Origin of the sequence: Richelia intracellularis HH01 (assembly GCF_000350105.1) — a bacterium.
GTDB classification, from domain to species: Bacteria; Cyanobacteriota; Cyanobacteriia; order Cyanobacteriales; family Nostocaceae; genus Richelia; species Richelia intracellularis.
The window spans coordinates 1-14,133 of the sequence record NZ_CAIY01000012.1; the positions used below are offsets into that span (position 1 = coordinate 1).

General features: G+C 32.8%; 9 protein-coding genes. 2 read left to right on the forward strand and 7 right to left on the reverse strand.

Going from position 1 to position 14,133, the window contains the following annotated elements; genetic code table 11:
• Window positions 1-601: 601 nt before the first annotated feature.
• Complete coding sequence (locus RINTHH_RS10065; protein ID WP_052312019.1) at window positions 602-823, reverse strand: hypothetical protein; 222 nt, start codon at window positions 821-823, stop codon at window positions 602-604.
• A gap of 506 nt (window positions 824-1,329) precedes the next feature.
• Complete coding sequence (gene nblB, locus RINTHH_RS01095; protein WP_044304331.1) at window positions 1,330-1,995, reverse strand: phycobilisome degradation protein NblB; 666 nt, start codon at window positions 1,993-1,995, stop codon at window positions 1,330-1,332.
• Between the two features lie 1,201 nt (window positions 1,996-3,196).
• Here nblB and RINTHH_RS01100 point away from each other — a divergent pair.
• Window positions 3,197-4,702 carry a sensor histidine kinase gene (locus tag RINTHH_RS01100; protein WP_008231813.1) on the forward strand — a complete coding sequence of 502 codons (1,506 nt, stop codon included), beginning with the start codon at window positions 3,197-3,199 and terminating at the stop codon, window positions 4,700-4,702.
• Between the two features lie 65 nt (window positions 4,703-4,767).
• Here the strand turns inward: RINTHH_RS01100 and RINTHH_RS01105 are convergent, their stop codons facing one another.
• From RINTHH_RS01105 to RINTHH_RS01115, 3 genes are all read right to left on the reverse strand, one after another.
• Window positions 4,768-6,162 carry an ATP-binding protein gene (locus RINTHH_RS01105; protein WP_008231814.1) on the reverse strand — a complete coding sequence of 465 codons (1,395 nt, stop codon included), beginning with the start codon at window positions 6,160-6,162 and terminating at the stop codon, window positions 4,768-4,770.
• Between the two features lie 420 nt (window positions 6,163-6,582).
• A complete protein-coding gene (locus tag RINTHH_RS01110; protein ID WP_008231815.1) occupies window positions 6,583-8,085 on the reverse strand; it encodes a UDP-N-acetylmuramoyl-L-alanyl-D-glutamate--2,6-diaminopimelate ligase in 1,503 nt (500 codons plus the stop codon).
• Window positions 8,086-8,158: 73 nt separating this feature from the next.
• Window positions 8,159-8,431, reverse strand: a complete 273-nt coding sequence (locus tag RINTHH_RS01115; protein ID WP_044304332.1) for a glutaredoxin family protein — start codon at window positions 8,429-8,431, stop codon at window positions 8,159-8,161.
• Between the two features lie 1,724 nt (window positions 8,432-10,155).
• Here RINTHH_RS01115 and sbcD point away from each other — a divergent pair.
• Window positions 10,156-11,418, forward strand: coding sequence for an exonuclease subunit SbcD (sbcD, locus tag RINTHH_RS01120; RefSeq protein WP_081606206.1), 1,263 nt, complete (start codon window positions 10,156-10,158; stop codon window positions 11,416-11,418).
• A 231-nt stretch (window positions 11,419-11,649) separates the two neighbouring features.
• Here sbcD and RINTHH_RS01125 read toward each other — a convergent pair whose 3' ends face one another.
• The gene (locus RINTHH_RS01125) at window positions 11,650-12,048 is read right to left on the reverse strand and encodes a hypothetical protein (RefSeq protein WP_008231822.1); all 399 of its coding nucleotides are present in this window, start codon (window positions 12,046-12,048) and stop codon (window positions 11,650-11,652) included.
• Window positions 12,049-12,972: 924 nt separating this feature from the next.
• On the reverse strand, window positions 12,973-14,067 hold the full coding sequence (gene cax, locus RINTHH_RS01130) for a calcium/proton exchanger (protein ID WP_008231824.1): 1,095 nt from the start codon (window positions 14,065-14,067) through the stop codon (window positions 12,973-12,975).
• Window positions 14,068-14,133: the final 66 nt, after the last annotated feature.

Sequence of the window (14,133 nt, forward strand, 5' to 3'; positions counted from 1 at the left end):
TATATATANATNTTTTTTTAGCTGAGGTTCTCAAAATTGTCATCATGATAACTTAACCTAAAACAATTGTATACATGAACTACATCTAATTGAAGTAAATCTTGGCTTTCACTCTTTTACTTCAATTTTGCTTCAATTGTATATCTTTAGGTTTATCACAAATAATTAGAAATTATATGACAAGCCTGTCAAGAAGTATATATTCAATATTTTATTGAGGAATGATTAAATTGAATACAATATTAAATAATAAAGTACAAGTTATTATCTTAGTCAAAGTAGTATTAACTGTAAGAATCAAGAAAGGTGAAAACGCTACTTATCTTAAATCTTAGGATTTAAGGTCTCATATCTATTACCTTTAGTAAACTTCATAATAGATTAATTTTACCATGTAGATATACTTATGTGTGCTTCAGGGTTTCTTCAAGTGGGTGAATTTTATTGGAAGGTGTAGCTACTGGAATAGCTTTAATAAATAAAGATTCATTATTATAATATCTTTATAAATTAATAAATTCAAACCCACAAGAACAGAATAAGCGCGCCAGAGAACCAGGGGTAAAATAAGAGGTATATTCATAAGAAATATCTTAAAAGATCATATCCTTGAGAACACGGGTAGTACAGGAAGTTCAAAGAATACCGGTACATGATGATAGCCAATGGAGCGGCGTAAACTATTTATAAACTCAAATGTTGGTTGAATATGCTCTAGGGTATGGCAACAGTACATAAAATTACCTACATATTTAGCATGCTGCTCACCATAATAATCCTTAATAAAAGTGACTTCTTCTACTGCTTCATTGTCGATTTGCACCGGTACCTCACTAGAATCTATACTTAGTACCGTTATTATTACCAAAATGACATAACAGTAACAAAAAATTACCTTTACCACATCCAATTTCTAAAATATTTTTATTATGGAGATCATATATTTTAATCAAGTAATTGGCCAAATTGAGTGCAAAATCATTAAATGTAGGAGAATAACTCTGTTAATCTTCATAATTAGGAGCATCAGCTGACCACTTACAATCAAATTCAATATTGGTTATAAAGAAAAATCCCAATATAATGTCAAAAATTACCCTATCGCATTTCAGATTATTGGTTATGTAAATCTTCTTGGCTAAATCATGACTTCATGTTTAGCATTTTTTAAATTTGAGCATCTACTTTATATTTTCTCTTATTTCCAAACCACTTGATTACAACGATAAGCTACATATATAGGCTTTTTAAGGTTTTCACAGGAGAAATATTTAGGTAAGTGACGAATAATTTTGCTAGCACTACAATTATTCTTGCAACAATAAGTAGTCAAAAGTTCTGTAAAGAGCGTTGGGCCTCTGCAGAGACTAATTCAGCTGTATCTTGAGTCATTTTCTCCAAAATTCTTTGAGCTTCGCTACCGCCCAAATTATTTAGGGCTTGTACTAACCTAAAACGGAATTGCCAATCTGGATTATTAGTATAACGTTTTAAGAGAGGGATAGCTTCCATATTACCCAATTCCCCTAAAGAGCTAACCGCAGCAATTTTTATCAATTCATTTTCTGATGCCAATGCAGATTTTAAAAGTTTAAAAGCACGATTATCTCCCAATTCTCCCAAAGCTGCAATGATACTGAATTGGACAATCCATTCATTTGTAGTTTCATATATTTTCTGTAAATCAGGGAATGCTTGAGTTAATTTTAAGGCTCCTAAACAGTCTGCAGCAGAGGCTTGGATATCTGGTTCTGGATCGTTAAGCAAGTGATCACGCAATATATCCAAGGATATATCTAAATTCTGATTACCTAAGGTATCTAATTGGCTAATCGCAGAATAGCGGACACGGGTGTTCGTATCGCCAATAGCTGTTTGAATCAACTCAAAAGCTATTTTTGGTTTCAGTGTACGGATTTGATTTACAGCGTGTAAACGTTTACCTATATCTTCAGATTTTAATAAACCTTTAACAAATTCGGGAGTAATGCTCATGTAGTTATTTTGATAGAGAGGGGTAAAGGATGAAGGTAAAGCAAGGTAAAAATCCAAAAATAACTGGGTTTAAATAGCTGTAATTACTCAGAAAGTATTAATACAGATAAAGATTACAACAAATTTAATCTGGAAATATTGATTTGTGAGTGTGGAGTCATACCTTATTCTTTGCTAAACAATAAATATCTTGAGAAATAACAGCAATTTACTTAATATCCTAAATATAAGCACTTCGTACCATATATTTTCGTGACAGAAGTTTGAATGGTTTTTCTAATGAACTCTTGATCCTGAAAATTATTTTGGATTGCATTAAATTATACATCTGCTTTAGTTTTTAGTATGTATTTTAAAGGTGAGATACTTATCTTTCAGTTTCATCTCAATTATATTAGACTAATATCCTTCAAAAAAGATTATCCTTGATAGTATTCATCCTAAAATATAGTAATTTTATACGATGGTGGTTCTAAATAAGTTTCATAAATGAGATGATTTGAACTTAAGCCTTGATTTATTGACAAACAAAATTAATCCCTTATATTAACCAATATTAATTACCAAGCTAATCAATGGAATAAGCATATTTTACAGGTAAGATTATTTTGGAGTAGGGATTATAGTAATTTTTAATAGAAACACCCAGCAAAATGGCACCAATCATAATTGTTAATCTCCTTTTATATATGAAGATATTGAAATATACACCGCTGATTTCTTAATCAATTATACTGGAAAAATAAATGATGCCTATATAAACAAAATCTCTCGCGAAGGAAATATTTAGATGATATTTCCTTTTGGGTATTTTTATTATGATAACTTATAATTATTGCTTGGGCTCAAATTCACTTGTTAATGAAAAAGTTTATTTGGCTTTCTCTAAAACCCCAAAATTAAAGAATAAAATCCCCATAGTGGAGTTTTTTTAATACCAGCCTAAAAAAAAATCTATCTCTAATGAATGCTCAATTTATGACATAATTGTACTTGTAGCTAATATTGATAGAAGATGATTATTTAGCAATCACTACCGATGTCAAATATTTTCATAGTTCTGTGGAATAAATAGGAAATTCATACCTTTCTTGTTCGGTTCTACGACTTACAATTAAATACAAATAGACATACCCTTTTAGGTGGTGATAAACCTGCCAATATGCTTTCATGTGACTAACAAGTCAAGGGGTTAAACTCGGTGTACAAATGGATATTGCCAAGTCTACAAGAAATTATAATCACTAATCAGTCGACTACAATTGAGTGCTCACCAGCAAAAGCTCATCAGCAGTGGCAGATCAGTCTTGCAGCAACAGAACAAATGCTTTTAGATAATCCTTCTAAAGATAGAGATACCAAAGATGATACTGTTCCTCCATTGGTATTTGCAGGACCAGCTTTGGTATTTAGTCATCCTCAGCTCTCTCCCCGTCTGCAAACTGTGACTTTTACATCCAAACCATTTAACCCCTTGGCACTAATGCCATTTCAGATGCCTCATGCCGATGCTGATTTAGAGCCAGTTATATCTCTGAGAGAGTCAGTATTACCCCTACTACCTGTAGATCCTCTAGCAGATGAGCAGTTTTGCTTAATCTTCACAGAACAACTTAGACTACTACTAGTTTTAACACCTGCAGAGAATGGTAGTTGCTATTTTATACTTTCTTTTGAGCCAGAGACCATACAACAAGTTTGGCAAACATTAGGGGCAAGGATAATGCTCACTAATCCAAATTTGCAAAAAAATTTGGAAATATTAGTCAGTAATTACAGTCAAGATCCTCCAGAGATTAGTCAGGTTTTACGGTTTAGTCAATGGTTACTGACCTGTATACCGGAACCATTAACAGAGAATATAAATAAAGAAAAGGGTGATAAAGAATCCCTTATATCTGATTCTCTCTATAATGTTAGGGGAACAGAGGTATCAGATAACAAGACCGAAAATACCTACCGTGCTAGTAATAAACAAGATATCGAACTCTTGCAAGCGTTTGCTCATGAGGTTCGTACCCCACTGTCAACAATTCGGACTATGACACGCTTATTACTGAGGCAGAGTAATTTATCTGAAAGTGTAATTAGGCGTCTCAAAATTATTGATCATGAATGCACTGAACAAATTGATCGTATGGAATTATTATTTCAAGCAGCAGAACTAGAAACCTGCAATATTGATAGAAGCCTCACAAAAACACCTCTTACTGCTACATCTTTGGATCAAGTCTTACATCAAAATATTCCTCGTTGGCAAGAAACTGCTAGTAGACGCAACCTCACTTTGGAAGTTGTGTTACCTCAACAATTGCCAACAGTAGTAAGTAACCCTATAATGTTGGATAGAATGTTGACTGGTGTAATGGAAAATATCATCCGCAACCTACCCTCTGGAAGTGGAATTCAGGTACATGTAATTCCAGCAGGTAGTCAGTTGAAGTTGCAATTATTACCCCTACCTCAGCCTAAAACACAGGATTGCAAGTCCCCATGTACCCCGCCTATACGTAGGGCATTAGGCCAATTGCTAACTTTTCAACCTGAAACAGGAACAATTAGTCTCAATCTTTCTGCAACCAAACATCTATTCCAGGAAATTGGTGGAAAGCTTATTGTTCGACAACGTCCACAGCATGGGGAAATATTAACCATATTTTTGCCCTTGGAAATCAAAGAAAAGCAAACTTTAAGAATAAATACTTAGCACACAAGGCTATAAAACAAAAAGTAATTTTTACATTGCGAGCCCTATAAAATAATGGGCAATGATTAATTTTCCTCTATGATCTTTGGCAAGTTTACAGTAAATGTAGAGCCCTCCATTAATTTACTTGTTACTGTAATGGAACCACCACCAACTTGTAATAATTGCTGTACCACAGTTAAACCTAAGCCAGCTCCTCCAGGATCTTCTGTGGTTGATAGATGCACCTGGTAAAAGCTATCAAAGATCTTCGATAATTCATTCTCCGCAATACCAATGCCTGTATCCTTGACCTCTAATTGCACATAATTACCTTTTACCCTTGTTCTTACCCAAACTTGTCCACCATGAGAGGAAAATTTAATACTATTGGCAATTAAATTAATTAATATCTGTCTAAGTCCACCACTAACACATTGTACTGCAGGCAATTCATTTGGTATTGTGTAAGCCAGCATAATACCTTTTTCTTGAGCGAGAGGTTGATAAGTACTAATAACACCGGGAACAACATCCGAAATATGAACTGATTCTAAATCAGTTTCATATAAATTCTTCTCTATTTGCACTAACTCTCTCACTCCATTAATCAATGCATTTTGGCGATCACACTGGCTATTAATCATTTGCAAATAGCGTTGACGCTGCGTTGCTTTCATAGCTGAAGAGTTTAACAAACTCAATGCGGTTTTCATATGTGTCAAGGGGGTAAGAAGTTGTTGGCAGACAAGGTTTAAGTATTCATACCTGCTAGTTAAAGAATTTTGAAGATTTTGATTTTGCTTTTGGAGTTTAGTAACTTTTTGACTAATAACTTGACGACTAATTTCATCTTGCCTTTTAATTTGTTTGATCAATAACTTATTAATTAATTCTAGTTTAGGCGTTTCAGAAAGAATAAAGTCTCTGGAGATATTTTCTGGAGCAATTGCGTCATAAATACCATCTACCACCCGTTGAATAATTCTACTTTTAAAACAACAGGTTCCTAATAAAAAAGCCGTTTTCTTTTGACTGATATTGTTAAATTCAGGCTCTATTAATTTCTTTTCTGGACGATATGCAATAACTACACTGTATAATTCTGGTGATATGATAACAAAAAAATATTCCCTCTTTAGTTTGCTATCTGGTTCGAGTTGTAAGTATAGGTGGTGTAATGATGAATCTTGATTTATCTCTGCAGAAACTTCTAAATTATTGTTACTTAGATGGTAACTATATATGTTAGGAATAGTATTCAATGCAGTATGATAGCGAACAATTTCAGACTGCCAAATACTTTCTGGAGGTAATTTTACCCATAAGGTAGCTGTAATTTTATATTCAATTAGTAAGTCAATTTGTGACATTACTAGTGATAGTAATGTTGCAGAAGTTAAAGGGAATACCTCAGGAGAATTCGGACCCTCCAAAGCTAATCTGTAAAAAGAAATATCCTGAGTTGGAGAAACATTCATGAATTCAGTTTATTTAAAAAATGGAGTTATTAGTCTTTTGAAATTATTTTCGGGAAATCACCAGCTACTAAAATGCACTGATGCTATAAGTTCAGAAAATATAAATTTTGTTTTTGATATATACTACTACTGAGTTTATCAACAAAATTACCTTACATAGTTTAAATTATTTTATAATGTCAGCGAAAATAATAATATTACTGATTAATCAATACTAGGTGGAATAAATTTTATTTGACTAGGCACTAGAGGTCAAAAAGTATACGTAAAGTTGCAATCAGCAGAAATTCTGCAAGAAGTAGAACTCTAGATGTATAGAGTTCTACTTCTTGCAGAGTAGGAATTTTATAGGTACGAGTTAACTTTGTAATTGTGTAAAACTTTTCAATGATTTTCCCTTATTACTTCCCTTCTTCCAGACTATATCTTAGACAAATTTCTATTAGCTAGTGCTTGCCGTGCATGCTCTCTGTCATCAAAGTATATTTTTTCTGTGCCTAAAATTTGGTAATTTTCATGACCTTTACCAGCGATTATAACTCCGTCACCCGATTGTGCTTGAATAATAGCTTTGTGAATTGCTTGGGAGCGATCACTAATCACTATAGGGCTCCTTATATTTGGTATCCCATCAACAATATTCTGCATAATCTTCTCTGGATCTTCTGTGCGGGGATTGTCGGAGGTTATAATAACTATGTCGGCTAATTCAGCGGCTATTTTTCCCATTTTTGGGCGTTTATTCTGATCACGATCACCCCCACACCCAAACACGCAAATCATCTGACGAGGAATGAAAGGACGAGAGGCTTTAAGTAAATTCTCTAAACCATCTGGAGTATGGGCATAATCCACAATTACGCTAATATCTTGATCTGGACTAATTTGCAGTTTCTCCATTCTCCCTGGTACTCCAGGAAAACTCCTGATTGCTTCTGATACTATTTGTAAATCGACCCCTAGATGTAAAACTGCTCCTACTGCTGCTAGTAAATTCTCTAGGTTATACTGACCGACCAAAGGATAAACAAAAGTAATATCCCCTTTAGGTGTATGTAATATACCACTAACTTTATTAGGTTTATATATTAAATTGCTCATATATAAATCGGCGCTACTACTATGAGTGCTGTAACTCCAAGTATTATCGTTACCTATACTTTTAATAAGGCGGCAACCATAGGTATCATCGATGTTAATAATTGCCCTACCCTGCAAATAATTGGGGTAAAATAGTAGAGATTTTGCCCTAAAATAATCTTCCATGTTCTCATGAAAATCCAGGTGATCCTGGGTAAGGTTACTAAAGACACTGGCTTGGAACTTACAGCCTAAAATCCTCCCCTGTGCTAAAGCATGGGAACTAACTTCCATTACACCGTATTTATTGCCAGCATTTACCGCTGCAGCTAACTGTGATTGTAATTCTATCGCAAACGGAGTGGTATGAACTGCTATTTGCTCAAATCCTTGCCAGCGATGATATAAGGTCCCCATTAAGGTAATAGGTTGTTGGGCTTGCTTGAAAAAATGCTCTATTAAATGGGTAATAGTGGTTTTCCCATTGGTTCCTGTAACGCCGATTAGTTTTAACTTTTCGGCTGGGTAATCATAAAAAACAGTAGCTAATTGGCCACAGATTTGATTCATATTTTGTGCTACAACAACCACACAATCTTTAGGTTGTGGGGGATTATTTTCTGCAGCTTGGGGGGAAATTATTGCCGCAATTGCGCCAGATGCAATAGCATCATGCCAAAAATATCCACCATCAACCTTGCTTCCCGGCACCCCAATAAATACATCTCCCGCACTACAAGTATGAGAGTTAGTCTTTAAGCCTCTCACCTCAATATCTAAAGCTGGATGTATAGATAATTGAGTAATCCCTTCTATAGTGGCTAGTAAATCCCGCAATCTCATATACTTGTGAACCTCTTTATAGGCTTATTTAGGGCTTATTCTGTACTAGGTTCACTCTCTCTGACAAATACATTTAGATATAAGTTTTTAAAATTTGCTCAAATTTTTGCAATGTTATCCGGGGAGAAGGACGAGGGATAGGTCTTAAATCGCTTCCATCTTCACTACGATAAAATAATGTGGGTACTTCATACTCATAAGCTATAAACCAATCATCACAGGTAGTAATGTCACGAACTTCTAACTTAAGAGAAGGTATATTGCCAGTTTGAATAATTGTTTCCAACTTTTCCTGTAACCCCTCACACAAATGGCACCCAGGCTTACTGTATAAAATTAGTTGCATTTGTCTCTTATAGATTACTGATCTATATAAAAATAGCTATACTAACTTAATTCATTATGGCCGAAAACTAGAGTCCAAACAAAAAATATTTATGTTATGAGGAAATTAACCAAAACCAAAGTATAAATATTCCAATTCATATTTGAATATAAATTGAAATATTTATTAAAGGCAAAAAATATGTTGGTATACCCACTATAATAATTTTATTTACATAAATTCAAGAGATAAAATTAGCCTAATATTTAGTATATTAACTCTATATTATTAGATTAATTGCCTAGATCACATTAACCAAATATAAAGCGTAGCTTTATAACTAAATATTCTTTGAGAAAGATAAAATTATTAATTTATTGACTCATAAAACTAACTGGATACCATAATAATTGATTCTACTGATTCTAAGGATAATGTATTTAACAATTGATGTATTTACCTAGAGGGAAATAACACCTATTTTAATACAAACTTATTTTAAACGCATGACTTCTATATCGTATGCTTTTCATGAGAATATCTATAAATATTTTGTCAATATTATTACTGTTTTGTTTAATTTATCACCGATTCTAGTGCTATAACACAACTAAAAAAATGCAAAATTTAATATAATAAATACTTAATAAGATAGCTACAATACAAGTAATAATTGACCCTTTATTAGAAAATATATTTATTTAAGCAATATTCTTACTCGTAAGTACTTTGAATATCAAGGAAATATTGGAATAGGAAAATTATATAGCCCAGTTCACAAATTTAATAGAAAAACATTTAAAATATACATTTAGATAAGTTGTTAAGCTCATTTCATATTTTTTCTTGGAATTTTAGTGTAAGATAAAATATATATAATATACAAGTTTAAAATAATCTTAAGTTCAAGATCACCTGAAACATCCTAATCATTAATAAAAATTCCAAATTTATATAATTAAAACTACCATAAGAGCAAAAGTATTGAATTGAGAGTCAATACTTTTGCTGAATCAAAACTTAATGCTTGTACAAATAAAGTTTACCTCAACCAAATTTGGCAACTTTGATAATTATTTAATCTTTAGTTCTAATAGGTTATAGAATTTTTACTTGATTACAGTTTAAAATAATCCCTCGCTAATAAATGAGATTATAAAATTAATACCCTGTGTAAATTCCCAATAAATCTAATCGTGAAATGTTAAATCATGAGTTTCTAACCTCTTGACTGTTTATAGTATTACCATTTCAAGTCTTATACTTATACATCAATCTAAATTTGAAAGTACCCTATTAATCCACTAGTCTAACAAGAGTTTACTGATGTAGTTATCTCTAATTATTTAGGTAGTTGAATAATTTCTTGAAATACGAACAGAAACATACAAGCAAATATATAAACAAATAATAGAGTAGGTAGTATTTTTTGAAGCACTTAGATTCATCCCTACCATAATTATTGTTCATAGAAAGTCTTTCAATAAGTCGGTTGCTAGTATTTAAACTATTGATGTTTCTGTAATATTTGATCTATTATAATTACACTGTAAATACCAGCAATTAAGTATTTGCTTTGAATCATGTATCGCTTGTGAGACCCAACCTTAATTTATTTTATTTCTCCTTGTCGTGGAAGTATTTATCACTGAATATTAAATTTGAAGACAGAAAATTTCTACATGGTAATTAAAGCTGTATAGATAAATACTGAAAATGTCACATTCAACAATCCAAAATCTAAAATGGTTAAAATCCTCCATCTTTCTGACATTCATATGGGAAGTGGTTTCTCTCAGGGGCAGATAAACCCAGAAACTGGACTCAACACTCGCTTAGAGGATTTCATCAATACTTTATCTCGATGTATTGATAGGGCCTTAGAAGATCCTGTAGATATGGTTGTCTTTGGGGGGGATGCCTTCCCTGATGCAACACCTCCCCCGTATATACAACAAGCTTTTGCAAATCAGTTCCGTCGTCTGGTGGACGTAGATATACCCACCATCCTCTTGGTAGGTAACCATGACCAACATTCTCAAGGCCAAGGGGGTGCAAGTCTATGTATTTACCGCACATTAGGTGTACCTGGATTTGTTGTTGGGGATACGTTAGCTACTCACAAAGTTATTACTCGCAATGGGTTAGTACAGGTTTTAACTCTACCTTGGTTGACTCGTTCTGCACTTATGACTAAGAAAGAAACCAGCAGGATGTCCTTATCGGAAATCAACCAGTTATTGATTGAGCGGTTGCAATTAGTAATAGAAGGGGAAATTCGACGTCTTGATCCCAATTTGCCAACTATTCTTTTGGGTCATTTAATGACTGAAAATGCTTCTTTTGGTGCAGAGCGTTTTTTAGCAGTAGGTAAAGGTTTTACAATTCCTTTATCATTATTAACTCGTCCTTGTTTTGATTATGTAGCATTAGGTCATGTTCATCGCCATCAGAATTTAAATAAAACCAATGACCCACCAGTTATTTATTCAGGTAGCATTGAACGAGTAGACTTCAGTGAGGAGAAAGAAGATAAGGGTTATGTAATTATTGAATTAGAACGAGGTAAAGTAAAGTGGGAATTTTGTCCTCTGCCCGTACGTAGATTCTGTACAATCACTGTGGATTTATCAAAAGAAGAAGACCCCCAGGCTGCTATTATAAAAGCAATTGCCAATCATAAAATCAAAGATGTAGTTGTAAGATTGATTTATAAGGTTTTTTCTGAACAGTTGAACTTAATTGATACACCAGAATTGCATAAGGCTCTAAGTTATTCCCATAGCTATACTATTCATCCAGAATTAATTAGCCAATTAGCTCGGCCCCGTATTCCGGAATTGAGTGCTTATAATAGTATAAATCCCATAGATGCTTTAAAAACTTATTTGAATAATCGTCAAGACTTAAGCGATATTGCCAATTCTATGATAGATGCAGCCCATAGTTTGTTGTATCATGATAGAGAAACACTGTTGCAGCAAGCAATCAAGAATAAAAATAATTAATTTATTTATTCAGTAAGAATAATTTTTTATTAAAATGATAGAAATTCCGCTACTGTTAAGTATAAGTTTTAGCAATATCAATATATATTATAAATATGACTTTAATTAAGGTTGAGATATAGTATAACATACTAATTATGTGCTAATTATCAGAATAACCAACCTTAAACTTTATTAATTAACATCCTATGTTGTTAACTGAATTATTTACTTTCATTATTTAGTGATCAATTATGGTAAACTGTTCCTCAGGCGGCGTAAGCAATTTATAGATGCGATGCAATCACAGCCAAACATTGCCACTGCTGCATCACTTTCCTCATCACTTATATTGAGTAAATCCTCTTGATTATTTAAATCAGTCGAATCGACTTCAGCATTACCTTTTTTCAAATGAGATAATTCTTGTGCATTTGCACAGAAAAACTTCTTTAATTTTGTGTGTCTAATACAAGCTTTCTGACTTTTAAATGAAACTGTTTTCACATTTTTATCTGGTTTTTCCAATAGCTCTATAGTTTGTATAGTTTCATTAGCTATTGCCGCTTTACCAGTTGTTAGTAATAAAGTGCTGAAAGAAATTAAGATAGCAGTAGGGCTATTTTTTAATTTAGATAATAATCCTTTCACTCATTTATCCTCATAATATGGGTACCTCTGTTATAGACATATACTGAAGCAACAACTGGATAATAATGTTGCTCATGAAGCCTCTAAACTCTATCAGATATAGCATAATTATATTTGTGCTTAATGATAGTTTTAAAATTAATTTTCAAGATACGGTAAAAGAAATTTTAGCAAGGCTTTTTATCAGCGAGCATTAATACTTTCTACGGACTGAAAACAGTTTGTTGCTAAATTTCTCCCCATGATACTTTTTTCATGTAGATTTCATATATCTTAGTCGGCTTATATTTGCAGTTTCTAATTCACTAAGAAAAATATACAGATAAGCCTCGTTTGTTGTATACTATAAGTCTGTAAAGAGATCTAAGTTGCTAGTGTCAAATAGAATTTTTTGGTTAAAACTTTAAAACTTAGGGACTATCTTTATCATTTATTTTATTCTTTTACTGAAAAATAGCCATCCTTACTTCTTTAATTCCATTAATTAAATTTCTTGTTGCTATTATATAATCATTAATTCACGATGTTCTTACTAATTGATATTATACACATGATATTCCATCTGTTTGAGGATAATTACAAAGATAAGCTTATCAACTAATAGTATCTTCTGTGAAAAAATATTAATGATGAAGAGAGTAATACAATTAATAAATATGATAGTTACATAACAGTAAATATGGAACAATCACACTTATCATTTATAATGAAAAAAGCAAATATTAAACCCTGACTATGTAGGTAAAGATGTTAATCTTATAATCTATTATTATCATTTATGATTCGCACTTGAACAGTGCCGAGCTTAAGTCTATACATGTCACTATTGAATAATTGAATGTGGTATATATTAAGAATAAAATAGTAGATAATTAGGTGAACATTCTTATTTCTCTATACCCTTATTTTTCTACAATTTAATAATTAACCAATACCATCTATAATAGGGTGAAAATAAAATGCAAAACCTAGTACTGCATAGGTAGCTAAAAGCAAAGTACCTTCCAACCAGTTAGACTTACCATCAGAGCTAATAGTATTAGCAATCAATACAGAAACTGCTACAGCTACCAATTCAAAGGGATTGAAATTCAAGTCCATCGGTTGACGGAAAAAATAACCCGCGATTACTAGTACAGGAGCAACAAATAAAGCTATTTGCATACTTGATCCTACGGCCACAGATAAAGACAAATCCATTTTGTTTCTTATGGCAACAGTTACAGCTGTAGTGTGTTCTGCAGCATTACCAATAATTGGGATAATAATTACCCCAGTAAATAAAGCTGTTAATCCTAGCTGTGATGTAGCCACCTCTAGGGAGTATACTAATAGCTCAGATTCTATACCTACAAATAAAGCACAAGCTAATAAGACTACTAGCCATACCCAAACATTAGGTTTATTTTGAGTAAATAATTCTGGAGTTCCACTTCTAGCTGATCCTACATCATAAAGGTAAGAGTGAGTTCTCATGGAAAATAAGAGAGTTAAGAAATAAACCAGAATCAGAATTACTGCAACAGCAAGGGAAAGATTCTGCAAAGTTTGTTCGTCAACCCCCACAGAAGTTGCATCTACAGCTGTGGGTATGAGAATGGAAATCACAGCTAAATTCATTGCTGCGGCATTTACTCGTGCTGTTACTGGCTGAAAAGTTTGTTCTTTGTGACGCAAACCTCCTAAAAACATTGCTAGTCCCATTACTAGTAATAAATTTCCAATAATTGACCCTGTGATGCTGGCCTTTACCACATTTACTAAACCAGCTTTAAGTGCAGTGATCGCAATAATTAATTCGGTAGCATTCCCAAAGGTAGCATTTAAGAATCCACCTAATGATGGACCCATAATTACAGTTATCTTTTCTGTTGCTGTACCCATCCAAGCTGCTAAGGGTAAAATAGCCAAGCCAGCAGTAATAAAAATTATTAAGTCTCCCAAGTTAAAAAGCTTGGCAGCAAGGGAAACTGGTATAAAAACTAGTAGAAATAGGAAAAGGTTATTTTTATAGAACATTATTATCCTCAATTAAATATTCTTATATTTGCCAGTTATTTAACATATATTCTATAAAATCATTAA